At 69.7% G+C, this 24156-nt stretch carries 28 protein-coding genes; 10 read left to right on the forward strand and 18 right to left on the reverse strand.

What is annotated here, in order from left to right:
- Positions 1-349 precede the first annotated feature (349 nt).
- From G361_RS0124625 to G361_RS0124640, 4 genes are all read right to left on the reverse strand, one after another.
- The gene (locus G361_RS0124625) at positions 350-811 is read right to left on the reverse strand and encodes a response regulator (RefSeq protein ID WP_019929778.1); all 462 of its coding nucleotides are present in this window, start codon (positions 809-811) and stop codon (positions 350-352) included.
- Positions 808-2469 (reverse strand): CHASE3 domain-containing protein, encoded by a 1662-nt coding sequence (locus tag G361_RS0124630; protein ID WP_019929779.1) that lies wholly within the window; start codon positions 2467-2469, stop codon positions 808-810. Before G361_RS0124630 ends, G361_RS0124625 begins: the two co-directional genes overlap by 4 nt.
- Before the next feature lie 238 nt (positions 2470-2707).
- Entirely contained in the window at positions 2708-2908 is a 201-nt protein-coding gene (locus G361_RS0124635; protein ID WP_019929780.1) for a hypothetical protein, read from the reverse strand.
- A gap of 183 nt (positions 2909-3091) precedes the next feature.
- Positions 3092-3898, reverse strand: coding sequence for an alpha/beta hydrolase (locus G361_RS0124640; RefSeq protein WP_019929781.1), 807 nt, complete (start codon positions 3896-3898; stop codon positions 3092-3094).
- A 77-nt stretch (positions 3899-3975) separates the two neighbouring features.
- Between G361_RS0124640 and G361_RS0124645 the strand changes: the two genes are divergently transcribed.
- A complete protein-coding gene (locus G361_RS0124645) occupies positions 3976-4527 on the forward strand; it encodes an HD domain-containing protein (RefSeq protein ID WP_019929782.1) in 552 nt (183 codons plus the stop codon).
- A 52-nt stretch (positions 4528-4579) separates the two neighbouring features.
- On the opposite strand, the gene G361_RS50510 is transcribed toward G361_RS0124645, so the two are convergent.
- From G361_RS50510 to G361_RS0124660, 3 genes are all read right to left on the reverse strand, one after another.
- Positions 4580-4753, reverse strand: a complete 174-nt coding sequence (locus tag G361_RS50510) for a hypothetical protein (protein ID WP_019929783.1) — start codon at positions 4751-4753, stop codon at positions 4580-4582.
- 146 nt (positions 4754-4899) lie between these two features.
- Complete coding sequence (locus G361_RS0124655) at positions 4900-5679, reverse strand: cyclase family protein (RefSeq protein WP_019929784.1); 780 nt, start codon at positions 5677-5679, stop codon at positions 4900-4902.
- Between the two features lie 93 nt (positions 5680-5772).
- Complete coding sequence (locus G361_RS0124660; RefSeq protein ID WP_019929785.1) at positions 5773-6231, reverse strand: SRPBCC family protein; 459 nt, start codon at positions 6229-6231, stop codon at positions 5773-5775.
- Positions 6232-6348: 117 nt separating this feature from the next.
- Here G361_RS0124660 and G361_RS0124665 point away from each other — a divergent pair, with 117 nt between their 5' ends.
- Positions 6349-7947: an MDR family MFS transporter gene (locus G361_RS0124665; RefSeq protein WP_019929786.1), complete on the forward strand. Its 1599-nt coding sequence runs from the start codon at positions 6349-6351 to the stop codon at positions 7945-7947.
- 26 nt (positions 7948-7973) lie between these two features.
- Positions 7974-8447: a MarR family winged helix-turn-helix transcriptional regulator gene (locus G361_RS0124670; protein WP_196814631.1), complete on the forward strand. Its 474-nt coding sequence runs from the start codon at positions 7974-7976 to the stop codon at positions 8445-8447.
- On the opposite strand, the gene G361_RS0124675 is transcribed toward G361_RS0124670, so the two are convergent.
- A complete protein-coding gene (locus tag G361_RS0124675) occupies positions 8430-8879 on the reverse strand; it encodes a nuclear transport factor 2 family protein (RefSeq protein WP_019929788.1) in 450 nt (149 codons plus the stop codon). The genes G361_RS0124670 and G361_RS0124675 overlap by 18 nt on opposite strands.
- Before the next feature lie 79 nt (positions 8880-8958).
- On the opposite strand from G361_RS0124675, the gene G361_RS0124680 reads away from it, so the two are divergent.
- Complete coding sequence (locus tag G361_RS0124680) at positions 8959-9333, forward strand: helix-turn-helix domain-containing protein (RefSeq protein ID WP_063711899.1); 375 nt, start codon at positions 8959-8961, stop codon at positions 9331-9333.
- Positions 9334-9408: 75 nt separating this feature from the next.
- Here the strand turns inward: G361_RS0124680 and G361_RS0124685 are convergent, their stop codons facing one another.
- The 5 genes from G361_RS0124685 to pgsA all read right to left on the reverse strand — a co-directional run bounded on the left by G361_RS0124685 (position 9409) and on the right by pgsA (position 13521).
- Entirely contained in the window at positions 9409-10311 is a 903-nt protein-coding gene (locus G361_RS0124685; RefSeq protein WP_231387092.1) for a phage shock envelope stress response protein PspM, read from the reverse strand.
- A 484-nt stretch (positions 10312-10795) separates the two neighbouring features.
- Complete coding sequence (locus G361_RS0124690; RefSeq protein ID WP_026343450.1) at positions 10796-11611, reverse strand: PspA/IM30 family protein; 816 nt, start codon at positions 11609-11611, stop codon at positions 10796-10798.
- A gap of 211 nt (positions 11612-11822) precedes the next feature.
- Positions 11823-12212 (reverse strand): helix-turn-helix domain-containing protein, encoded by a 390-nt coding sequence (locus G361_RS0124695; RefSeq protein WP_026343451.1) that lies wholly within the window; start codon positions 12210-12212, stop codon positions 11823-11825.
- A gap of 93 nt (positions 12213-12305) precedes the next feature.
- On the reverse strand, positions 12306-12848 hold the full coding sequence (locus G361_RS0124700; RefSeq protein WP_019929793.1) for a CinA family protein: 543 nt from the start codon (positions 12846-12848) through the stop codon (positions 12306-12308).
- A 19-nt stretch (positions 12849-12867) separates the two neighbouring features.
- Positions 12868-13521, reverse strand: a complete 654-nt coding sequence (pgsA, locus tag G361_RS0124705) for a CDP-diacylglycerol--glycerol-3-phosphate 3-phosphatidyltransferase (protein WP_081635658.1) — start codon at positions 13519-13521, stop codon at positions 12868-12870.
- Between the two features lie 140 nt (positions 13522-13661).
- Here pgsA and G361_RS0124710 point away from each other — a divergent pair, with 140 nt between their 5' ends.
- From G361_RS0124710 to G361_RS0124720, 3 genes are read left to right on the forward strand one after another with little or no spacing between them, the layout of a single operon-like run.
- Complete coding sequence (locus tag G361_RS0124710; protein ID WP_019929795.1) at positions 13662-14204, forward strand: amino-acid N-acetyltransferase; 543 nt, start codon at positions 13662-13664, stop codon at positions 14202-14204.
- A 59-nt stretch (positions 14205-14263) separates the two neighbouring features.
- Positions 14264-14548 (forward strand): YciI family protein, encoded by a 285-nt coding sequence (locus G361_RS0124715; protein ID WP_019929796.1) that lies wholly within the window; start codon positions 14264-14266, stop codon positions 14546-14548.
- 31 nt (positions 14549-14579) lie between these two features.
- A complete protein-coding gene (locus G361_RS0124720) occupies positions 14580-15011 on the forward strand; it encodes a TIGR03668 family PPOX class F420-dependent oxidoreductase (RefSeq protein WP_019929797.1) in 432 nt (143 codons plus the stop codon).
- Positions 15012-15081: 70 nt separating this feature from the next.
- On the opposite strand, the gene G361_RS0124725 is transcribed toward G361_RS0124720, so the two are convergent.
- Positions 15082-15486, reverse strand: a complete 405-nt coding sequence (locus G361_RS0124725) for a Dabb family protein (RefSeq protein ID WP_019929798.1) — start codon at positions 15484-15486, stop codon at positions 15082-15084.
- A gap of 108 nt (positions 15487-15594) precedes the next feature.
- Here G361_RS0124725 and G361_RS0124730 point away from each other — a divergent pair, with 108 nt between their 5' ends.
- A complete protein-coding gene (locus G361_RS0124730) occupies positions 15595-16224 on the forward strand; it encodes a TetR/AcrR family transcriptional regulator (protein WP_019929799.1) in 630 nt (209 codons plus the stop codon).
- A 15-nt stretch (positions 16225-16239) separates the two neighbouring features.
- On the opposite strand, the gene G361_RS0124735 is transcribed toward G361_RS0124730, so the two are convergent.
- Positions 16240-18894, reverse strand: a complete 2655-nt coding sequence (locus tag G361_RS0124735) for a DNA translocase FtsK (protein WP_081635564.1) — start codon at positions 18892-18894, stop codon at positions 16240-16242.
- Between the two features lie 195 nt (positions 18895-19089).
- Here G361_RS0124735 and G361_RS0124740 point away from each other — a divergent pair, with 195 nt between their 5' ends.
- Entirely contained in the window at positions 19090-19884 is a 795-nt protein-coding gene (locus G361_RS0124740) for an SAM-dependent methyltransferase (RefSeq protein WP_019929801.1), read from the forward strand.
- Between the two features lie 3 nt (positions 19885-19887).
- Here the strand turns inward: G361_RS0124740 and G361_RS0124745 are convergent, their stop codons facing one another.
- From G361_RS0124745 to dapA, 3 genes are all read right to left on the reverse strand, one after another.
- Positions 19888-20517 carry a TIGR03085 family metal-binding protein gene (locus tag G361_RS0124745; RefSeq protein WP_026343455.1) on the reverse strand — a complete coding sequence of 210 codons (630 nt, stop codon included), beginning with the start codon at positions 20515-20517 and terminating at the stop codon, positions 19888-19890.
- A 62-nt stretch (positions 20518-20579) separates the two neighbouring features.
- Entirely contained in the window at positions 20580-22655 is a 2076-nt protein-coding gene (locus G361_RS0124750) for a ribonuclease J (protein WP_026343456.1), read from the reverse strand.
- Positions 22652-23560: a 4-hydroxy-tetrahydrodipicolinate synthase gene (gene dapA / locus G361_RS0124755; protein ID WP_019929804.1), complete on the reverse strand. Its 909-nt coding sequence runs from the start codon at positions 23558-23560 to the stop codon at positions 22652-22654. The genes G361_RS0124750 and dapA overlap by 4 nt, the downstream gene beginning before the upstream one ends.
- 135 nt (positions 23561-23695) lie before the next feature.
- Here dapA and G361_RS0124760 point away from each other — a divergent pair, with 135 nt between their 5' ends.
- Positions 23696-24154, forward strand: coding sequence for a toxin-antitoxin system HicB family antitoxin (locus G361_RS0124760; protein WP_019929805.1), 459 nt, complete (start codon positions 23696-23698; stop codon positions 24152-24154).
- Positions 24155-24156 lie beyond the last annotated feature (2 nt).

The following is a 24156-nucleotide window of genomic DNA, read 5'->3' on the forward strand; positions in this document are numbered from 1 at the left end:
ATCGAATGCGGGAGGGGGTGAAGACAATGATCCTCGGATTCCTCGGCACGCTGCTGGCGACGCTGCTCGCGCTGATCGGGCTGTAAGCGCCATGGGCCGGGGAAATGAGCCCGGCCGGCGGCCCGTCAGCAGGCCACCGACCGGATAACGACCCTCATTCGAGCCATCCCGAGAGTCGTTGCTCATGGTAGACCCGGCCGACCGCCCGCCACGGAACTTCCGTGGCGGGCGGTTGCCGCTCTACCGAAAGCCGCACGTCACAGCGCATTTCACCGAGGCCACGACTCCCGAATAGTCGCGAGTCGCCGGTACCCGGCGTGTCGCCACGCTCGGGCTCGGCACCGGCCCGTCAGGGGTTGACGTGGGCCACCGGGGACGGTGGCAGGCGCACGATGCGCAGGAAGAAATTGTCGATCTGCCGGACGGCGGCGAGGAACTGGGTCAGGTCGACGGGCTTGGTGACGTAGGCGTTGGCACGCAGCTGATACGAGCGGAGGATGTCCTCCTCGAGCGCCGAGGTGGTGAGCACCACGATGGGGATCGAGGCGAGTTCCGGATCGGATTTGATGCGCTGCAACACTTCCCGGCCGTCGTATTTGGGCAGGTTCAGATCCAGCAGGATCAGGTCCGGGGTGGGAACGGTGATGTGGGCGCCGCGCCGATAGAGGAAGTCCAGCGCCTCGGCGCCGTCCCGGGCCACATATAATCGGTTCTGGATCTTGTTGTCCTCGAACGCTTCCCGGGTGATGAGTACGTCCGCGGGGTCGTCCTCCACCAGCAGGATCGTGATGGCGGTGGCGGGATCGGTCACTGGACTGCTCCTTCGGGGGCCGCGGCGGGTTCGCCGGAATCGGTGGCAGGATCGCCGGTTTCGCCGATTTCCGTGGCCGGCAGGGTGAATACGATACGGGTACCGTCGCCGGTGTAGCCGGTGTCGACGTGGATCTCGCCACCGTGTTGTTCGACGATCTTGCGGCACAGGGCAAGTCCGACACCGGTACCCGTATAGGTGTCGCGGGTGTGCAGGCGCTGGAAGATCACGAAGACCTTCTCCGCGAATTCGGGGGCGATGCCGATCCCGTTGTCGGTGACCTCGAATCGCCACATCTCGGGCCGGTCCGGTTCCGCGGCGGAGATCCGGGCGGCGGTGACGGTGACCACCGGGGCGAGATCGGGGCGGTGGAATTTGATCGCGTTGCCCAGCAGGTTCTGCCACAGCATGCCCAGCAGTACGCGATCCCCGATCACCTGCGGCAGATCCGCGGGATGGTCGATGCGGGCGCCGGACTCCTCGATCGCGGCGGCGAGATTGCCCACGGCCGCATCGAGCACCGGTGACAACGCGACGGGCTCGCGGGCGTCGTGGACGCGACCGACCCGGGAGAACGCGAGCAGGTCGTTGATGAGGGTCTGCATACGTTTGGCGCCGTCGACCGCGTAGTGGATGTATTGGCGGCCGCGGTCGTCGATCACCTCGCTGTAGCGTTTCTCCAGCATCTGGCAGAACGAGGCGACCTTGCGCAGCGGCTCCTGCAGATCGTGGGACGCGACGTAGGCGAACTGTTCGAGTTCGTTGTTGGACCGCTGCAATTCGATCGTGCGGGCGTCGAGCTCCCGGGCCTGACGGGCCAGCTCCTCGCCCTGCCGCCGCGAATCCTCCAGTGCCGCAACGATCCGCCGCCGCATGTTCTCCACGTCCTGCGCGACCGCGGACAGATCCGCGGGCCCGCGCACGGGAATCTCGTACTCGTAATCACCGTCGGCCACGCGCCGCGAGGCGGCCTGCAGCCCCGACATCGGCCGGGTCACCAGCACCCGCACCAGAATCACCAGCGCCAGCCCGGCCAACAGGAACACCCCCACCAGCGCGCTCAGCACCACATCGCGCACCATCCGCACCCGCGACAGTTCGCTGTGCCCGCGCGCGGCCGCCCCGGCGAGGTCGTCGTCGAGGGCCGACCAGGTCGCGCGCAGCCGGTCGAACGCGACCTTGCCGGTATCGGTGTTGGCCCGGTTCAGGCCACGGGGTGTACCCGGCGTGACGCCGGCGACCACCGGCTCGGCGTAGTCGCGCTGCCAGGCCGCCGCGGCGGACTGCGCGACATCCAGATCGGTGACCAGCTCCGACCGGCCTGCCAGCAGCCGCCGCAGGCGCGCCGCCGCCGCGGCCTCGTCCCGCCGGCCCTGCTCGTACGGTTCCAGGAACTGCCGGTCGGCGACCATCGTGTAACCGCGCACCCCGGTCTCCTGATCGATCAGCGCCGCCTGCATCCGGTACGACTCGGTCCGCGCCGGTTGGATCTGCTGCACCAGCTGATCCGACACCTTCGCGGTATGCGCGAGCAACCCCGCACCCACCCCGGTACCGATGATGACCAGTAACGCCATCAACCCCACCACCAGCACAAACCAGCCCTGCACCGTGATTCGCCGCCACCCGCGCGGCGGCGACTGGATATCGCTATGCATCAGTTGTGCTTCTCCACTGCCGAGCCGACCTATGGACACTACGCCACCCGGCACGACCCCGGCCGGTGCGAACGCTGCCGCAACCCTATCCGGCCCTTACACCGCGACCGCGCCTCCCTCACGCAACCTTCCAGCCGCCGGAAGTTTCCCGATGCGCGGTCCGGTACGACATGACGAAGGGCCGGGCGATAATTCGCCCGCCCCTTCGAATCACCACGCGGAGCGCGTGGCCGGTGGCTCAGCGGCCGCCGTGGCTGCGCTGCCCGCCGCGTGCCTTGGCTTCGGTGGGCTGGGCAGCCGCGCCCTTGCGGCCGGCCTCACGGGGATCGGCGGAATTCGGCCCACCGAAACTTCCCGTGCTGGCCCGGCCCCCGCGGCGGGCCTGCTCCGCGGTATCGCTCCGGTTGCCGAACTGACCAGGATTCTTCGGATCGGCCATGTCGAACCTCCTTCGATCGATCCTGCACATCGCGACGCGGTGTGTGCGCCACACTGACGTGCTACCCGGACGGCGGCGGGTTACTCGCCCGAAGCGGCGGTGCGTTCCCCCGGCGGACTCGAACTCGCAACATCCGGTACCCGAGACCTGTATCGCTGCCATTCGGGCTGCGGCGAAAGGGATTTACCGCGTGCGGTCGGTGCGGGCCGGGGCGGACCGGTCGGCGGGGGTCAGGGTGGCGCGGGCCCAGTCCGCCACGGTCGGGGCCCAGGACGGGTCCAGGACCAGGTCGTTGTGGTGGCCGCCGGGGTAGGCGCGCCACTGCTTCGGGCCGGGCGCGGCCTCGTACAGGGCCCGGCCCATCCGGATCGGCAGCAGTTCGTCGGCGTCGCCGTGCATCACCAGGGTCGGCACGTGGATGTCGCGGATCCGCTGGAGGCTCGGGAAGGCGTTGGGGATCAACGACTTCGGCAGGAAGGGATAAATCGACCGGGCGGCCTCGCGCAGTGTCGTGAAGGTCGACATGAGAATCATTGCGGCGGGCGGGAATTCGGTGGCGAGTTCGACGGCCACCGCGCCGCCGAGCGACTTGCCCAGGTACAGAACCCGTTCCGGGTCGAGGTGCGGGTAGGCGAGCAGGGCGGCGCGGGCCGCGCGGGCGTCGCGGTACAGGCCGTGTTCGCCGGGGCTGCCGGTGCTGCGGCCGTAACCGCGGTAGTCGAAGGTCAGCACGTCGAAACCGGCGGCGGACAGCAGGGCCAGGATCGGCGACCGGTCGCCGATGTTGCCGCCGTTGCCGTGGGCGTAGAGGATGTGGCCGATCGGGGTATCGGTGGTCGCGCGGACGAACCAGGCGTGCAGGCGCGCGCCGTCGCCGGTGGTGAGGGTCAGATCCTCGTGGGGCAGGCCGTAGCGTGCGGGGGTCAGCGTGATCCGCCGCTGCGGCTGGAAGGTCAGCGCATTCATGATCGGGCGGGCGGGATGGCGCATACCGTCATTGATACCCGTCCTCGGATCCGCTGCGGGCGGGACGTCACAGATTCGTCTCGCGGACTAGGCTGCCGGCCGTGCCGATCGTTGTGCCGCTGCGTTCCGTGGACGCCTTGCTGGGGCTGCTGGCCGACTGCGCCGACGCCTGGGATATGCCCGATCGCAGCGGTGATCCGGTGGATCTGCTCGATCACGACCGGCAGTGCGCCGAACTGCTGCGCCGTGCCCATCCCGGCGACGAGCAGTTGCAGGTCGCGGGGCTGGTGCACGATATCGGGCATCGGCTGGTCCCGGGCGACGACGCCGGGCACGGGCGGCACGGTGCCGAGGCGGTGCGGCAGTTGCTGGGCCCGCGGGTCGCGCGGCTGGTCGAACTGCACATCCCGGCCAAACGGTATCTGGCCGCCGCGGATCCGGGGCACGACCTCTCCCCCGCCAGCCGGCGGACGCTGATCGCCCAGGGTGGGGCGATGAGCGCGGCGGAACGGGCCGCGTTCGCGGCGGATCCGGAGTTCGCGGCCGCGATCGCGCTGCGCCGCGCCGACGACGCGGGCAAGGTGGTCGGGCTCGCGGTCGCCCCGCTCGAGAGCTGGCGCGCGACCGTGACGCGGGTCGCGGGTCGGCACTGAGCAGACGCGCGAACAGGCCGCCCGGACCCGGCCCGGACGGCCCGACGGAGGCTCAGAGCTTGTCGACCGGCGCCTTGTTCGAGCCCGAGACCGCCTTGTAGAGCAGGTACAGGCCGAACACGATCGCGCTGATCATGAGGATCGGGAACAGCGCCTTGATCAGCGCGCCGATCACGATCATCGCCACCCACACCAGTGCGACGATGCCGAGGATCTTCCAGAACATGACACTTCCTCCCGAAGGTTTCGCAGATCGCCTTTCGTACGACCCGACCTCTCCACAGTGGCATGCGGATTCCGGAAAAGCACCGGTCGCGGGCCGAATTCCGGGTCCGTGCACGGGGAAATCAGGGAGAACCCTGATCCCGCGAGTCAGTCCCGCTCGACGAGTGCGTAGACGCGCGCGGGGCTGCCGGTGCCGCCCACGATCGGCAGCGGGGCCACCACCAGCACCGCACCGGTGACCGGCAGCCGATCCAGGTTCTGCAACTGGGTCAGGCCGTACTTGTCCGCGCCGAGCAGGTGGTAGTGGACCGGGAACGGCGGTTCGAGGCCGCCGGCCTGTCCCGCATCGATGCCGACGGTCTCCACGCCGAAACCGGTGATCGGCGAGGCGGCCAGCCACTGCGCCCCGGCCGCGGACACGCCGGGGGTGTGCGGGCCGTTCCCGTCGGCGTTCGCGAAGGCGACCGGATCCGCCGAACGGCTGCCCCAGCCGGTGCGGAACAGCAGCCAGCAGCCCGCGGGCAACGGACCGTGTTCGGCCACCCAGGCGTCCAGATGGGCCGGTTCCAGCAGGAAGTCGGCATCCGCGGCGGCCTGTGCGGTGAAGTCCGCGACCACCGCCGGGCCGATCAGCCGGGCGGGCGGAATCCGGTCCACGCTGAGCCCCTCGCGCCCGGACGCCCAGTGCACCGGCGCGTCCAGGTGGGTGCCGGTGTGCTCGCCGGTGTGGATGTTGTTCCAGCTCCAGAACGGACCGGCCGCGTCGAAATCGCTGACCTTCTCCAACGCCAGCGGGATCGTGTTGGCGAACGGCTCCGGCAGTTGCAGCACCGGGGTCTCGGGGCTCAGCGGGGCGGTGAGGTCGAGGATGTCGAGGCGGCCGGTGGACAGGGCCTCGACCAGGGCGGGGATAACGCTCACGAACACACTCTCTCTGCGCGGGTGGACCCGGACGGCGGGACGGTTACGTGCGAGCGTATCGCGGCCGCACCGCCGGATCCGGGCGAATCACCCCGGCGCTCAGCCCTGTTCGGCGAGGTCCGCGAGGCGGTCCAGGGAGGCGTGCAGACGTTCGGCGGTGGTCGCGCGCGCGGTGGCGAACCGGTTCTCGTCGGTCAGTTCGGTCCAGTCGTAGGTGTGGGTCACGCGGGTCCGGCCGGCGTCCTGCGGGTCGAGTTCCCAGCGCCACAGATGGCCGGGCGGCCGCTGCCCCGGTTCCGAAGGGCGCCAGGCGATCCGGCGGGTCTCCTCGAATTCGACCACGTGATTCTCGCGGACGGATCCCTGCGTGAGGCTGGTCTCGAAGACCGCGCCCGCGGCGCGCACCCGCTGCCCGGCGGCCGCGTGGGCCAGGTTGTCGTTGCCGTCCCACTCGGGCTGCCGCGCCGGGTCGGCGATGAGTTCGAAGATGCGAGCCGCCGGGGCGGCGATCTCCCGGGTGGCGGTGACGACCCGGGGAATGTCGCTGTTCGCGTTCATGACTCGATCACAGCACACGGTCCGGCGGATCCGGCGGCACCGGGGCATTTAGTTGCCTTACACAACTAGATTGATATAGTAGCTCTGAGCAACTAACTGCCGGAAAGCGAGGATACGGTGACCCAGCTGTCGGAAACCGATCGCGAGCAGGGCGGGACGACACCCGCACAGCCGCCGATGACTCATCGCCAGATCATGGAGACCCTCACCGGCCTGCTGACCGGCATGTTCGTCGCCATCCTGTCCTCCACGATCGTCGCGAACGCGTTGCCGCGCATCATCGCCGACCTGCACGCCGGGCAGACCGCCTACAGCTGGGTGATCACCTCGACGCTGCTGGCGATGACGATCACCACGCCGATCTGGGGCAAACTGTCCGACCTCGTCGACAAGAAACTGCTGGTCCAGCTCAGCCTGGTGATCTTCATGGTGGGCTCGCTGATCGCCGGATTGTCCGTCGGCGTCGGGCAATTGATCGCCGCGCGGGCGATCCAGGGCATCGGCGCGGGCGGTATCTCCGCCCTGACCCAGACCGTGCTCGCGGTGATGGTGTCGCCGCGCGAACGCGGCCGCTACTCCGGCTACAACGGCGGCGTGTACGCGCTGGGCACCGTGGTGGGCCCGCTCGTCGGCGGCGCCATCGTGGACACCTCCTGGCTGGGCTGGCGCTGGTGCTTCTTCATCGGCATCCCGGTCGCCGCGGTCGCGATGGTCGTCCTGCAACGGACCATGCATCTGCCGACCGTGAAGCGGCCGGTGACGATCGACTGGTTCGGCACCGCGCTGGTGACCGCCGCGACCTCGCTGCTGCTGGTCTGGGTCTCGTTCGCGGGTGACAAGTACGCGTGGCTGTCCTGGCAGACCGTCGTGATGGTCGGCGGGACACTGGTACTCACGGCGGCGCTCGTGGTGGTCGAGTCCAGGGCGAGCGAGCCGGTGCTGCCGGTACGCCTGCTGCGCAGCCGCACGGTCGCCCTCGCCGTCGTCGCCTCGCTGCTGGTCGGCATCGCGATGTACCTCGGCACCACCTTCCTGAGCCAGTACTTCCAGCTCGCCCGGGGCGCGTCGCCGACCACGGCCGGGCTGGAGACCCTGCCGATGGTGCTGGGCCTGGCGCTGATGGCGATCGTCGGCGGCCGGATCATCACCGGCACCGGCCGGTGGAAGCCGATCCTGGTGGTGGGCAGCCTCGCCACCCTGGCCGGCGTCGGGCTGCTGGGCACCGCGCGCAGCGACACCCCCTATTGGCTGCTCGCGCTGTACATGGTGCTGCTCGGGGCCGGGGTCGGTATGACCATGCAGAATCTGGTGCTCGCCGTGCAGAATCAGGTGCGGATCCAGGATATGGGCGCGGCGAGCGCCCTGGTCTCGGTCATGCGCTCACTCGGCGGCGCGGTCGGCGTCGCCGCGCTCGGCGCCATCCTCGCGACCCGGATCTCCGGATACGTCGACAACGGCCTGGCCGCCCTCGGCACGCATGCCACCGCCTCCTCGCACACCCTGCCGAAGCTCGCCGACCTACCGGGCCCGATCCGGGCGGTCGTGGAGGCCGCCTACGGGCACGGCATCGCCGACATCTTCCTGATCGACGCGCCGCTGGCCCTGATCACGCTGATCGCGGTGCTGCTCATCAAGGAGGTGCCGCTGCGTTCCTCGGCCCACGCGGCATCCGCCCCCACCGCGCCGCTCGCGGCGGATACGATCGCCTCGTCCTGACGGGCGACGCCGGAGGGCCACGCATCATGACGACACGGGATGTGGACGCGATGAGCGACACGGTGGACGAGATCGAGCAGCAGTTGCTGGTGGCGCTGCGCCGCGTCCGCCGGGTCGCGCGGGAGGCCGCGGAGAAGGTGCATCCGGGCCTGGAGGCCGCCGCCTACGCGTTCCTGGTGCGCCTGGACGCGATCGGCCCCAGTCGGCCCAGCGATCTGGCCGCCTACTTCCACATCGGCAAGGCCACCGCGGGCCGCCAGCTCGCCGCCCTCGAACAACTGGGCCTGGTGACCCGCCAACCGGATCCGGAGGACGGCCGCGCCCATCTGCTGGACCTCACCCCCGACGGCCGCCGCCGCCTGTCCGCCTGCCGCGCCGACCGGCATCGCACGCTGCGCGAACGACTCTCGGGATGGTCCGAGGACGACCTCACCGTCCTCGCCGGGCTGCTGATCCGGCTGAACAACGACGACACCGAACAGTCACTCCCCGGCCGGTGAGGCGGCCGGCGCCGACATGATCGAGACGTCACCCTCCGACCACACGCCGATCAGGACCCGCTCCGCGATGAGCCACCCGGAACCGTTGCGGCGCAGCCGATCCCGGTACCGGCCGCCGGAGACGAACTGCCTGTCCCCGCTGAGGTGCCGGGCCTGGTAGTAACAGGTGTGGGTCGCCTCGTCACCGGCGACACCCACCACGTGGTTGGTGACGTAATGCTGTGTGGCATCGAACTTCTCGACGCTGCGCACGCGCGCGACGATGGCCTCGGGACCGATCCGGCGCTCCCCACCGGCCCGGTACTCCCACACCGCGTCGTCGGTGTACAAGCGCGCGAACGATTCCCAGTCGCGGGTGTCCACGGCGGTGGCGTAGGCGACGACGGTATCGATGATCGCGAGCCGGTCGGCGGGATCGGTCGGCGTGGTCATGGGTTCCTCCGGTGCGGCGGCGATGTGCTGTCGGGATCATGGTGGTGTCGGCGTCCTCGCAACGGAAGGAGGCACTTTCGTGTCACCCGGTCACATCGATGTAGCAGTCCTGGCAGGGCAGGCGTGCCCGGTCTCGGAGGTCCTCGACCACGTGTCCGGGAAGTGGAGCATCGGCATCATCGCGGCGGCCGCACAGCGCCCGGTCCGGTTCGCGGAACTGGAACGCGCGCTCACCGGGATCAGCCGCCGGATGCTCACCCTGAAGCTGCGGCAACTCGAACGCGACGGCCTGCTGATCCGCACCGTGTACCCGACCGTCCCACCGCGAGTGGAGTACACCCTCACCGATATGGCTCTGGAACTGCACGAGACCTTGCAAACCCTCAAGGGCTGGGCTGTGCGCCACCGCGATTCGGTCGCGGCCGCCCGGACGGCCTACGACGCCAACCGCTAGCGGGTACCCGCAACCGGGCGGTGGACCGTGGCGGGGACGGGCACGTTCGCCCGGCAGCGGATGCCGGGGGTCGGCTCAGCGGATCGGCGGGCGGTTCCGGTCGGCGAGTTCGGCGAGGGCGTGGGCCCAGCCGTCGAGGCGGTCGGCGGCGTCGCGGAGGTCGGTGAGGGCCCAGCCGAGGTGGTCGGGGATCGCGGGGTCGTGGGGGGCGGCCAGGATTCGGCCGGCGGCGGCTACCAGGAGTTCGTATTCGTCGACGCCGGAGTCGAGGCGGGCCACCACGACCGCTACTCGCGTGGTCAGGTCGGGGGTCGAATATGACTGTCCGACAAGGCCGATCGCCTGTTCCATGGCGGTGACGTCGGCGGCGAGCGCGTGCAGGGCGGCGGCGCCGGAACCGGCGGTCTCCAGGGTGTCGGTCAGATCGTCGGCGGGCAGGCGGCCGTGCCGGGCGATCTGGGTGCCGAGGGTGTGCAGGGCTCGTTCGGCCCGGATCAGGCGGGAGATGGGTGCGCGTGCGGCGGATCGGACCGGCGGTAGTTTCGCGGGCACGAAGGCGGCCTGCGGCAACGGGTTTCGCTTCAACGCCAGATAGCGGCGGGTGCTGACGGCCGCGCCGGTGACCAGTGCGGCGGCGCCACCCGCGACCACCACGACGGCCCAGGCCGGGGCCGAGAGGATCACCAGTCCGGCGGTGCCGAGGGCGGTGATGCCGGAGGCCGCACCGAGGCGCAGGGTGCGGCGCCGGAAACGGCGGCGGCGCCGGAGTTCCCGCTCGCGCGGGTCGGCCCATTTACGCACGGCGTGCAATGCCTGCTCGCCGACCTCGCGGACCGTTTCGGACGCCTGCCGGGCCCGTTCGACCCGTTCCACCTCGATCCCCGACTGCGACAACAACTCTCGCACCACACCCGGCATCGTCTGTCCTCGGGCCGCACCGCGTCCGGCTCCGGCGCGGGCACCACTCGCTCCAGCCATTCCGGCATTATCGGCCGGACCACCGACATTCGGCCGCCGGCCCGTCGAATCTGCCCGTCCACCTGCCGAATTCGTCCGAGTCCGCGCACCGGCCGAGCGCGGCGGGGTCGGATGCGCACCACCGCGCATCGGGTCGCCCGCCTCGGCACGCGCACCCGGCGGTACCGGCCCGCGCGCTCCGATGTGGCCGTCGGACACGTCGTCACGACCCTTGGGCGTCGCTCCGGCAGTGCGGCTTGTTCCGGGCTCGGCGTGGGCACGACCGGTAGCACGGCCGGGATCGGTACCTCCGCGATCCGCGAACGGCCCGGACGCAGCGCGGCCCGCGGATTGTGCGGGCCTGTCCGCGGTGCGATCGGCGGGATCGTTCGCGGCAGTGGGGGGAGGCGGCGCGGCGCCGAAGGTCCACCTGCCCGGGCGGGCGGGCGAGCGGGCGCCTCGATCCGGCGGCCTCCCCATCACATGGTCCTTCCGAGCAAGCTGTTTACTGCTGGGCGGCCTGGCCCTTGTCGAGCTGTGCGGCGGCCGGGTTCGGGATGGGCTGCGGGGCAGCGGTTCCGCCGGCCGGCAGCTGGTCGCCGCGCATGGAGGCGCGGATCTGCTCGAGGCGGGAGTGGCCGGCCATCTGCACGCTGGCCTGCTGCACCTCCATCATGCGGCCCTGCACCGTGTTCTGTGCCAGTTCGGCGGCGCCGAGCGCGTTGGCGTAGCGGCGCTCGATCTTCTCGCGCACGGCGTCCAGGCTCGGGGTGGTGCCCGGCGCGGACAGGGTGGAGTCCATCCGCTGCAGCGAGGCCGAGACCTGCTCCTGCATCTTCGCCTGCTCCAGCTGGGACAGCAGCTTGGTGCGCTCGGCGACCTTCTGCTGCAACAGCATGGCGTTCTGCTCGACGGCCTTCTTCGCCTGCGCGGCGGCCTGCAGCGACTGGTCGTGCAGAACCTTCAGATCCTCCACGGCCTGCTCGGCGGTGACCAGCTGCGCGGCGAACGCCTCGGCGGCGTTGGTGTACTGGATCGCCTTGTCGCTGTCGCCGGCGGTGGTGGCCTGGTCGGCGAGCAGCACGGCCTGGCGCGCGTTGGCGTTGAGCTTCTCGACCTCGTCGAGCTGGCGGTTCAGCTTCATCTCCAGCTGCCGCTGGTTGCCGATCACCGAGGCCGCCTGCTGCGACAGGAGCTGATGCTGACGCTGAGCTTCCTCGATCGCCTGCTGAATCTGGACCTTCGGATCCGCGTGCTCCTCGATCTTCGAATCGAAGAGGGCCATGAGGTACTTCCAGGCCTTGACGAACGGATTAGCCATCGGTTGATCCCGCCTCCATCTGACGCGCCGCACGTTTCCCGCGCGACTGTAGTGCGCGACCATCACGCACCCGTATATGTCCCTATCCTCCACCACGCGGGGCCCGATGCGGAGAAACCCGACCGTCACCGACGCTTACAGAGAAATCTAACTGCTTCCTGCGATCACGCCCAGGTTTGTCGATACCGATCACGTCGCATTCGGCTGGTTGTCACTTGGCCTGCACCAGGACCAGCCGCTCCGCCTTGGGGGCCGGGATGACGATCCGGGTGTCGGCGGCCAGGTGTCCCACGGCGGCGGTGGCGGCTTCGGCGGGCACCGCGTCGGTGGCGGGTACCGGTACGGCGGCCGCCTCCCGGTCGATCGCATCGGCCCCGGCCATACTGGCGCTGACGTCGGACAACACCTCCGACAGCGGCAGGTCCAGCGCCTGGCAGATGGCGGCCAGCAGTTCGCTGGAGGCCTCCTTGCGGCCGCGCTCCACCTCCGACAGATATCCGAGGCTGACCCGCGCGGCGGTCGACACCTCTCGCAGAGTCCGTCCCTGGGCGACCCGAGCGCGCCGCAAACTATCCCCGATGGCCTCTCGCAGCAGCGTCATGTCGCTCTCCTCACGTTCTCTGTCGCCGGACCGAGCTTCTGCTGTGACAACGTCACATGCCGCCCGCTTGGTTCCCGCGCATCCGGTGCTGATTCACACGTCTTCGGGTGAGCGCGAACCGAGCGTGCGGATCAACTCGGTGACAGCCGCACGAACCGTTTCCATTCTGATGGTCCACCGGTCGCCCGACAGTTTCAACCGGATCACCTCGGTACCCTCCGGCCCGGCGAATCCCAGATAGACCGTGCCGACCGCGTGACCGTCCTGCGGATCGGGCCCGGCGACCCCGGTGAGGCCCACGCCCCAGTCGGCGCCGCAGAGATTGCGCGCGCCGACGGCGAGTTGCTCGGCGGTCGCCGGGGCGACCGGACCGTCGGTGGCGAGCGTCTGCGGCGTCACACCGGCCAGGGTGTGTTTCAGATCCGTGGCGTAGACGACGAGCCCGCCGCGCAGGACGTTGCTGGCGCCCGGGACCCCGGCGATCGTGGCCGCCAGCAGGCCCGCGGTGAGCGATTCGGCCGTCGCCACGGTCGACCCCGCTTCCCGCAACGCCCGGACCAGCTCGGCGGCCGGCGCCGCGGCGGTCAGCGGGTCCGGGCCGCCGGCGGAGCCACCGCCGATTCCTGGTGACGACACGAGGACTCCGCGGATCCGGTCAGGACCGCGGCCGGACCGGCGCGGACCACAGCCGGATCGCCTGAACGACGTAGTCCAGGCCGGTGACGACCGTCAGCACCACCGCGACCAGCATGAGGACCAGGCCCGCGGTGGCCCAGGCGCCGGCCAGCGGCAGCAGCAGTACGCCGATCGCCAGTGACTGGACCAGCGTCTTCAACTTCCCGCCCCGACCGGCCGGGATCACCCCGCGCCGGACCACCGCCAGGCGCAGCAGCGTGATGCCGACCTCCCGCGCGCAGATCACGATGGTCAGCCACCAGGAGAGGTCGCCGAGCAGGGACAGGCCGATCAGCGCGGAGCCGATCAGCGCCTTGTCCGCGATCGGGTCGGCGAGTTTGCCGAAATCGGTCACCAAGCCGTATTTGCGGGCCAGTTGCCCGTCGATTCGATCGGTGATCGCCGCCACCCCGAACAACACGGTTGCGACGATCCGCCACATCGGCGCGTGCCCGCCCCCGGCGAACAGGGCCACCAGGAACAGCGGCACGATCGCGATCCGCAGCACGGTGAGAATGTTGGCGATGTTCAGCAGCGGGACCGCCGCCGGTTCGACCGCCCGGACGGGTTCACCGGTCACGGGCACCACGTTCGCGCGCGCCCGGGTGGCCTCGTCCAGCCAGACGCGATCCATATCGTCGCTCTGCACCGTCACCGGCACCCCCGACCAGGCCCGGCCCGGCCGCGCACCCTGACAGCAGGGGTCGAGCGGCAGGGCGAGATGTACGGCACTCCACCAGACTATCGGTAAGCCCGCCGACTACTGTGCACCCCATGACAACACGGGTACCGCACAGCGATTCGATCGGTGACGTTGATACTCGACGCCCGGTCGTCCGACGTGCCCGTGCCTCCGACATTCCGGCGATCAAGGGCCTGATCGACCTGTACGCGGGCCGGATCCTGCTGGAGAAGAATCTGGTCACACTGTACGAGTCGGTACAGGAATTCTGGGTTGCCGAACTGGACGACCGGGTGGTCGGTTGTGGCGCATTGCACGTGCTGTGGGCCGACCTGGGTGAGGTGCGCACGGTCGCGGTGCACCCGGACGCGCAGGGTCGCGGGGTCGGACATCTCGTGGTGCGGCAACTGGTCGACACCGCGCGGGAATTGCAGCTGCAACGGTTGTTCGTCCTCACCTTCGAGGTGGACTTCTTCACCCGGCACGGCTTCGCCGAGATCGACGGCACCCCGGTGACCGCGGAGGTGTTCGCGGAGATGTGCCGGTCCTACGACACCGGCGTCGCGGAATTCCTCGACCTCAGTTATGTGAAGCCCAACACACTGGGGAATACCCGGATGCTGCTGACGCTCTGATCCGGTTGCGCCCGCGCAGCTCTCGTTCCCGATTCCGCTACCAGCACCGAGGAGTTCCCGTGCCGATCTTCGCCGTCCACTACACCTATACCGACGCCACCGCCGCGGGCCGCGACGAGCATCGCCCGGCGCACCGGGACTGGTTGTCCGGTCGGGTCGACGCGGGCGTGGTCCTCAGCACCGGGCCGTACACCGACGGCTCGGGCGCGCTGCTGCTGTTCCGCGCCGACGATGCCGAGGCGCTGGAGAAGGTGCTGGCCCAGGATCCGTTCTCCCGGGCGGGCGTGATCGACGCGGTGCGGTTCGCCCAGTGGCAGCCGGTGTTCGGCGCGTTCGCCGACTGAGATCCGGGTATCGCGGCGGTACCGTGAACCGGTGCGGCTGGACGAATCCGAAGCGTGGCGCCGGTTCCGTGCGGCGCGGGTGGCCCGGCTGGCCACGGTCGGCGCCGACGGCGCACCGCATGTGGTGCCGGTGACCTTCGCGGTGTCGCCGCCGTCCGAGCCGCCGGCGGTGGTGATCGCGGTGGATCACAAGCCGAAGACCACCACGAATCTGCGGCGGCTGCGGAACATCGCGGCCACCGGACGGGCCTCGATCCTCGCCGACGAGTACGACGAGGACTGGACACAGCTGTGGTGGGTGCGGCTCGACGGCCGAGCCGGCGTGCTGACCGACCCGGCCGGCCGCGCCGCGCCGATCGACTGGCTGGTCACCAAATATGCCCAGTACCAAGGCAATACCCCGCAGGGACCGGTGATCCGGATCGAGGCGGACGTGATCACCGGCTGGTCCTACACCGGCTGAGCTCCGGCACCGTTCCTATCGCTGCTCCGGCACCGTTTGCGCCGCTCGCCTCCGGCACCGTTGGGCCGCCTCACAGGGCGATGCGGACCTCCGGGACGCTCGCCATCAGCTCCGCCCACTCCGGAAACTTCTCCAGCTTGCGCTGATTGATCTCCATGATCTTCGTGGCCAGGTCCGGGTCCGGGTCGTCGGTGACATCCGGGCCGATGACCAGCGTGTCGAAGTGCGGGACGATGTGCGGATCGCCCTCGAGGTGCACCGGGTCGTACATGTACCGCTCCAGCGCCGCCAGATCCGCGATGCCGACGTAGTAGCCGTGGGTGAGGCCGTCCGTACTCTCGCCGATGCGGCGGCCGACCGTGGCGAAACTGACGGATTCCACCGCCGCCGTGCGCCGCAACCGGGCCAGCACGGCCTCCTGCTGCTCCTCGGTCGTTTCGTCCCGGAATTTGAATCGTAGCTGGTGAAAGATCATGCCGACCTCCTTGATTGAACTTGCCAGTTCAAAATAATGCTCTGATCGGTCCATCCGCAAGAGTGAACCGGTAAGTTCAAGTAAGTTGACCCGCGATACCATTCGAGGGTGACGGGAGCTGCGACCGGCCGGGGCCGGATAGACAAGCGCCGCGCCATCCTCGACGCGGCCTTCACGGTGTTCGCGCGCCGGGGCTATGCGCAGGCCTGCGTCCAGGACATCGCCGACCAGGCGGGTGTCGCCAAACCCACCGTCTACAACCACCTCACCGACAAGGAGACCCTGTTGCGCGAGGCCGTGGCGGCGGTGGCCGACGTGATCAGCGCGGAATGTCTGGACGCGGTCGGTCGGATATCCGAGCACGGACCGAATCCGGAAGCAGCACTACGTGATTCGGCACACCGGATGCTGCGGATCTGCAACAGCGAACGAGCGCGGTCGCTGCGTGCCCTGACCTACGCGCAGCTGGCCACCTTCCCGGATCTCGCCGATACAGTGCAGGACCGCACCTCGCGCCGGATCGCCGAGGCGCTGGCCGACCGGTTCGCGCGGCTGGTGGTGGCCGGACGGCTGCGGGCCTGCGATCCGGTGCTGGCCGCGGAGCAGTTCCTCGCCCTGCTGACCGGCCCGCTCGAGGCGCGCTCGCGCCTGGGCACCCGGAAAGTGCCGGTCACCGAGCTGAAAACGATCGCCGACGCGGCAGCCGACACCTTCCTCAGCGCCTACGCGGCGCGCTGAACCGACACCGCGACCCTAGTGGTCCGCGTCCGAATCCGCCGAGACGGGACCGCCCCCGCGGATCGAGTACAGCAACCCGTCCAGTTCGTCGGGTTTGACCAGCACGTCGCGCGCCTTGGAACCCTCGCTGGGGCCGACCACTCCGCGGGTCTCCATGAGGTCCATCAAGCGGCCCGCCTTGGCGAAACCCACCCGCAGTTTGCGCTGCAACATGGAGGTGGAGCCGAATTGCGAGCTCACCACCAGCTCGACCGCCTGCACGAACAGATCGAGATCGTCGCCGATGTCCGGGTCGATCTCCTTCTGCTCGCTGGCCTTCGCGGAGGTGACACCCTCCTGATAGTCCGGCTGCGCCTGGTTCTTGGTGAACTCGACGACGCCGTGGATCTCCTCGTCGGAGATGAACGCGCCCTGCAACCGGGTCGGTTTGGAGGCGCCCATCGGCAGGAACAGAGCGTCGCCCATGCCGATCAGTTTCTCGGCGCCGGGCTGGTCGAGGATGACGCGGGAGTCGGTCAGCGACGAGGTGGCGAAGGCCAGCCGGGACGGCACATTGGTCTTGATCAGGCCGGTGACCACGTCGACCGACGGCCGCTGGGTGGCCAGCACCAGATGGATACCGGCGGCGCGGGCCTTCTGGGTGATGCGCACGATCGCGTCCTCGACATCGCGTGGCGCGGTCATCATCAGATCGGCCAGCTCGTCGACGATGGCGAGGATATAGGGGTACGGGCGGTAGACGCGCTCGCTGCCGAGCGGGGTGGTGATCTCCCCCGACTTCACCTTCCGGTTGAAATCGTCGATGTGCCGGACCTTGCTGGCCTGCATGTCCTGATAGCGCTGCTCCATCTCCTCCACCAGCCAGGCCAGCGCCGCGGCGGCCTTCTTCGGCTGGGTGATGATGGGGGTGATCAGGTGCGGAATGCCTTCGTACGGTGTGAGTTCCACCATCTTGGGGTCGATGAGGATCATCCGCACCTCTTCCGGCGTCGCGCGCTGCAGCAGCGACACCAGCATCGAGTTCACGAAACTCGACTTACCGGAACCGGTGGAACCGGCCACCAGCAGATGCGGCATCTTCGCCAGATTGGCGGAGACGAATTCGCCCTCGATGTTCTTGCCGAGGCCGATGATCAAGGGGTGCTGGTCCTTCCGGGTGGAGGGAGCCTTGAGCACATCGGCGAGACGGACCAGTTCCCGGTCGGCGTTGGGCACCTCGATACCGACCGCCGACTTGCCCGGGATCGGCGCGAGCAGCCGGACATTGTCCGTGGCAACGGCATACGCGATGTTGCGGGCCAGCGCGGTGATCTTCTCCACCTTGACGCCGGGCCCGAGTTCGACCTCGTAGCGGGTGACCGTCGGCCCGCGCACGAATCCGGTGACCGCGGCGTCGATCTTGAACTGCACCAGCACCTCGGTGATCGCCTCGATCATCGATTCGTTGGCGGCACTGCGCTTCTTGGGCGGATCGCCGTCGACCAGCAATGTGAGCGGCGGGAGATGGTAGTCGCCGTCGACCTCGCGCTCGGTGACGAATTCCATCTGCTGCGGTTCCGGCGGTGGCGGGGTCTGGTCGACCACCTTCGGCGCCCGCTTGGCGCGGGACCGGGGCTTCTCCGCCGCCTCGGCCGGCGCCTCCGGCGGAGGGTCCGCCGGCGTGGTCTCGGCGCCGATCTCCTTCGCGTCGCGCAGCGGCGGCTCGCCCAGAATCTCGGTGGCCGAATCGGAGTCGCCGAATTCGTCGGCCGGATAGTTCTCCGCCGGGGAACGGCCGCGGCGGCGGGTCGGCGTTCCGTGCACCGGGAAGCCGTCGGCGTCGAGGTTCTCCGGATCGTACGGGTCGTAATCGTCACCGGCGCCGCCGAAGTCGCCGAACCACAACCGCCGCAACCGCTCCGGCACCTCACGGACCGTGGTGCCGGTGAGCAGCAGCACACCGAAGGCCATGGCCAGCAACAACAGTGGCACCGCCAGCCAGGAGGTGAGCCCCTCGCGCAGCGGGCCGCCGGCCACGTATCCGACGAAACCACCGGCATGTTCGCGGCCCTCTTCCTCGGCCGGCGCGCCGGCGAGGATGTGCCAGATACCCAGTACCGGCAGGCCCACGAGCAGACTGCCCAGGACCAGCCGGGGGCGGATCTCCGGGCGCGGCTCGGTACGCATGAGCATCACGGCGATCACGACGGCGACGAAAGGCACCGTGGCGGAACCGGATCCGGCGACCCAGCGCACCGCCGTGTCGACGCAGCGACCGACCGGGCCGCCCGCGCCCAGCCATACCGCGGCCGCGATGACGATGCTGAAGGCGATGAGCGCCAAGGCCATTCCGTCGCGCCGGTGACCGTGTTCGATCTCACCACCGCGGCCCAGCGCGCGCGTGGTGGCGCCGAGCCCGCGGGCCATCATGTTCCAGCCGTTGCCGAATACGGCCAGTGGCGCGGTATTCGACGCTTTCCGCCGCGCCGGGCGGCGGGCCGGAGCGCGGCGCGGCGCCGCGGATGTGCGTGGGGTGGGGGTACGCGGGGTGGCGGTACGTGGCGTGGCGGTGCGGGATCGGCCGTTGCCACGGCCGCGAGCCGAGCCGGCAGCCCCCGCCGCCGTGGCCCCTTCCCGCCCGGCTCTCGCCCGGGTGCGAGAGGTCGTGCTGCTGCGGGGCTTACCTGCCATGTCCCTCAGGCTAGCCGCAACGGCCCCATCCAGACCATCCGCAACACCCTCACCACATATCTCATCGGCGACGCACCGGGCCACACGCCGGGCCGTGACGAATCGGACAAGGTTTCGGAACCCGGAGACAGCCGGGACCGCACGCGTAGAATTTGCATATTCAATCGACAGATTCTCTTGCACCTGATGGGACATATGAACGACAACGATGTCCGAGCAGGTCAGGCCCGGCCGAGCATCGCGAGAACGTACGATTATCTGCTCGGCGGTCGTGACCACTACGTCATCGATGAAGAGTTCGGCAGATACTTCGAGCAGGTCCTGGCGGGGTCGGAACAGATCGCCGTATCCAATCGCCGCGCGCTCGAGCGCGCCGTGCGAGCCCTCGCCCACGCCGGAGTGGATCAGATCATCGATCTCGGCTGCGGCCTGCCGGCCAAGGAGAACGTGCACCAGATCGCCCGGCAGCACCTACCCGAGACGCGGGTCGTCTACGTGGACAACGATCCGATCGTGATCTCGCACGGCCAGGCCATGCTGGCCGTCGACGACGATGTCGCGGTCTTCCAGGCCGATGTCCGCGAACCGGCGGCGATCCGCAAACATCCCGAGGTCGAACGGCTGATCACCTTCGACCGCCCGGTCGGCGTGCTGTTGAGCGCGGTACTCGGATTCATCGAGGAGGACGACGATCCGGTCGGCCTCGTGCGGTACTGGACCGAGGTGATCGCCCCCGGCAGCTTCGTCTACGTGTCATGTTTCCGGTCCGGCGACGATCGGCGGACCGCGCTGGTGCAGGAGCAGGTGCGCAAGGTGCTCGGCCGCGGCGGCTGGCGCAGCGGCGAGACCATCGCGGCGATGTTCGAGGGCCTGGAACTGGCCGGGCCCGGGGTGATCCCGTGCGTGCAGTGGCGGCCGGACGGCGCTACCGGGCCGGAGCCCACCGACTGGGAGCGCCTGATCGTCTCCGGGCTGGCGCGCAAGAACTGACGCTCAGAGGCTGCGGTCGCAGTCGTGTACGGCCTGCACCGCGGCCTCGGGTCCGTCGGCGTCGACCCGAACGGCGCTGCGGCCGAACGCGTGCAGCAGCAGTTCGGAGGGACGGCCGGTGAGCACCACCGGTTCCGTGCCCTCGTCCGGTTTGCGCGCGACCACCCGCCGGCCGTCCGGCGTGGCGAGCACCAAGCCCACCGGCGCCTTCCGGTAGGCCAGCCGGCCCATGCGCTGCAACGTCTTCCACAGCTCGGCCTCGTCGGCGTCGTCCAGTTCCCGCGGCTCCCAACCGGATTCACCGCGGCGGACGTCCTCGTGGTGGACGAACATCTCGGTGCTGTTGACCAGCGAGTCGAGCGGACGCATCGGCGACCACCACGGCGGGCCGGTGCGGATCTGCTCGAGCAGATCGGTGAACGGCCGCTTCGCCGCCTTGCCCTGCACCGAATCCAGGTATCCGGCAAAGGGTTTCAGCATGATGCCGGGAGCGGCGTCGAGCCGGCGCTCCCGGACCACCAGATGTGCGGCCAGATCCCGGACGGTCCAGCCGGCGCACAGGGTGGGGGCCTCCGGGCCCGCCGCCGTCATGGTGTCGACCAGTGCTCGGCGTTCCCGCTGCGCCAGACTCATGCGCCCGACCATAGTCCACGCCGGGCCCCGGCGCGAGCCCCTGCCGATCGGTCCCGGTGCGGTCAGACCCCGATCACGGTCGGCACGATCATGGGCCTGCGCCGGTACTTCTCGGCCACCCAGCGACCCACCGCACGCCGCACACCCTGCGCGATGCGATGCGTATCGGTGATGCCCTCGGTGGCCATCCGCAACAGTTCGACCTCGACCAGTTCCAGCGCGCCGGCCAGCGCCTCCGGATCGTCGGAGAAGCCGCGCCCGGAGACCTCCGCGTCGCTGACCGCCTTACCGGTGGTCTCGTCGACGGCCACCGTGATCGAGATGAAGCCACCCTCGCCGAGGACCAGCCGGTCCGACAGGGTGGATTCGCCGACGTCGCCGACCGACAGGCCGTCCACGTACACCTGGCCGACCGGATACCGGCCCACGATCGAGGCGATGCCGTCGACCAGGTCGACCACCACGCCGTCCTCGGCCAGCATCACCCGCTCCTCCGGCACGCCGGTCGCGACGGCCAGCGCCGCGTTGGCGCGCAGATGCCGCCACTCGCCGTGCACCGGCATCGCGTTGGTCGGCCGCACCGCGTTGTACAGGTACAGCAGTTCGCCGGCGGAGGCGTGACCGGAGACGTGCACCTTCGCGTTCTGCTGGGTGACCACCGAGGCGCCCAGCCGGGCCAGCCCGTTGACCACCGCGAACACCGCGTTCTCGTTACCCGGGATGAGCGAGGAGGCCAGCACCACCAGATCGTCGGGGCGGATGTTGATCTGGCGGTGGTCGCCGCGCGCCATCCGCGACAGCGCCGACAGCGGCTCGCCCTGGGATCCGGTGGAGATCAGCACCAGTTTGTGTCCGGGCAGCGTGGCCGCCTGATCCAGATCGACGACCAGTCCGCTCGGGATCTCCAGATAGCCCAGGTCCTGGGCGATCTGCATATTGCGGACCATGGACCGGCCGACGAAGCAGACCCGGCGGTCGTAGCGCTGCGCGACGTCCACGACCTGCTGGATGCGGTGCACATGACTGGCGAAGGAGGCCACGATGACCCGGCCGCGGGCCTTGCCGATCACGTTGTCGAGCACCGGCCCGATCTCGCGTTCGGGGGTGACGAAGCCCGGCACCTCGGCATTGGTGGAGTCGACCAGGAACAGGTCCACGCCCTGGTCGCCGAGCCGGGAGAAACCGGCCAGGTCGGTGAGGCGGCCGTCCAGCGGCAACTGGTCGAGTTTGATGTCGCCGGTGTGCAGGGCCAGCCCGGCCGGGGTGCGGATCGCGACCGCGATGGCGTCCGGGATCGAGTGGTTCACCGCGAAGTACTCACAGCCGAACGGGCCGTGCGTGGTGTGCTCCCCTTCGGTGACCTCGACCAGCTTCGGCTGCAACCGGTGCTCCCGGCATTTCGCGGCCACCAGCGCGAGGGTGAACCGGGAACCCACGACGGGGATGTCGGGCCGCAGGCGCAGCAGGAACGGCACCGCGCCGATGTGGTCCTCGTGGCCGTGGGTGAGGACCACCGCGGCGACATCGCCGATCCGGTCCTCGATCGGCCGGAAGTCGGGCAGGATCAGATCGACGCCGGGCTGCTGGTCCTCGGGGAACAGCACGCCGCAGTCGATGATCAGCAGTTTGCCGCCGTACTCGAAAACGGTCATGTTGCGGCCGATCTCGCCGATACCGCCGAGTGCGAACACCCGCAGGCCCTGCGCGGGCAGCTTCGGGGGCAGGCCACGCTGATGCGGGTCGGGTGTGATCTCCTGCGGCACAACCTGTTCCGAGCGGCCGCGACCGGACTGCCGGCCCCGGCCGGGACGCCGGGACGACGAAGTGCGTTCGGACGCCGCGGAATTGCGTTCCGAGGCCGAATTACGTTCGGCCGGTGCCGAATTGCGTTCGGCGGACGAATTGCGTTCGGCGGGTGCCGATGTACGTGCGGCGGACGCGGCCGTGGCGCCGGATTCGGCGGGCGCGGCGGTCCGGGCGGCGCGCCGGCGAGCGGGCTGCTCGACCTCGGCGGCGGGTGCGGGTTCGGCGACCGGTTCCGGCGCGACCGGTTGCCGCTGCTGCGGTTCCGGCGCGGGTTCGGGGGCGCCGGCGGCGCGGCTGGCGGTTCTACGAGGGCGACGCACTGGATCGGTCATGCAAGCACCCCCGCCTGCCGCAGGTCGTCCGCGATCACCGCGGTCTGCTCGGGATTCGGCATCAGTTGCGGCAGCCGCGGCTCACCCACCTCGACACCCATCAGGCGCAGACCGGCCTTGCTCAGCGCGACCCCACCGACACGGGTCATCGCGCGCGACAACGGCAGCATGCCGGCGTTGATCTCCCGCGCGCGTACGACCTCACCGGCGGCATAGGCGTCGCGCAACTGCACCAGCCGCTCCGGCACCAGATGTCCGACGACACTGATGAATCCGACCGCACCGACCGCCAGCCACGGCAGATTCAGCACGTCGTCACCGGAGTACCAGGCCAGACCAGTCTCGGCGATCAACTCGGCGCCGGCGGCCAGATCCCCCTTGGCGTCCTTGACCGCGACGATCCGCGGATGTTCCGCGAGCCGCCGGATCGTGTCCGGCATGATCGGTACCACCGAGCGGGGTGGAATGTCGTAGAGCGTCACCGGCAGGCCCGTGGCGTCGGCGATCGCGGTGAAATGCGCGACCAGCCCGTCCTGGGAGGGCCGGGAGTAGTACGGGGTGACCACGAGCAGGCCGTGCGCCCCGGCACGCTCTGCGCCACGGGCCAATTCGATACTGTGCGCGGTGTCGTAGGTGCCGGCGCCGGCCACCACGGTGGCCCGGTCGCCCACCGCGTCGAGCACGGCCTGCAGCAGATCGAACTTCTCCGACTCGGTCGTGGTCGGCGACTCGCCGGTGGTACCGGAGACGATGAGCAGGTCGACCCCCCGATCGACCAGGCGGGCCGCCAGGGCGACCCCGGTATCGACATCGAGCTTCCCCTCCGGGGTGAAGGGGCTCACCATCGCGACACCGACCGTGCCGGAAGCGCGCAGCTCCGCTTGCGTCGATACACCGTTCGTCATGGTCAGAAAGGCTACCCGGTCCCGGAAACGACTCTGCACCGTTGTCGGCATCATCGGCGACACGGCAGCGCGGATGACACTACGCGACGTCACAAGTTTCTTGCGCGGCGTCAGATATGGCGTCATTCTGGTGTCATGGACCTCGAGAAGTACACCACCCGCCTGCGCGAAGATCTGATCGTCGCGGCCGCACTCGGCGACGAGAAAGCGCAGGCCACCGCGGCCGCCCTGGCCGCCGCCACCGAGAACTCCGCCCGGCTCACCCTGCTGTCGGCGCTGTCCGATCTCGCCGCCGAGATCAGCGCCGAACTCGATGGCCGCACCGTGCACATCACGTTGGACGGCACCGAAGCCCGCGTCAACATCCGCCGCGACCGGGCCGAGGAGACGCACCAGACCTTCGAGGAGATGACCGGCGACATCAGCCGGGTCACCCTCCGGCTGGTGGAGAATCTGAAGTCCCGCGCCGAGGAGGCCGCCTCCCAGAGCGGGCAGTCCCTGAACTCCTGGGTCTCCAGCGCCGTCCAGGGCGCCCTGCGCGAACAGCGCCGCTGGCAGGGCTACGGCGGCTGGCGTCCGGCGGAAGAGGAATAGCC

Origin of the sequence: Nocardia sp. BMG111209 (genome assembly GCF_000381925.1) — a bacterium.
Classification (GTDB): domain Bacteria; phylum Actinomycetota; class Actinomycetes; order Mycobacteriales; family Mycobacteriaceae; genus Nocardia.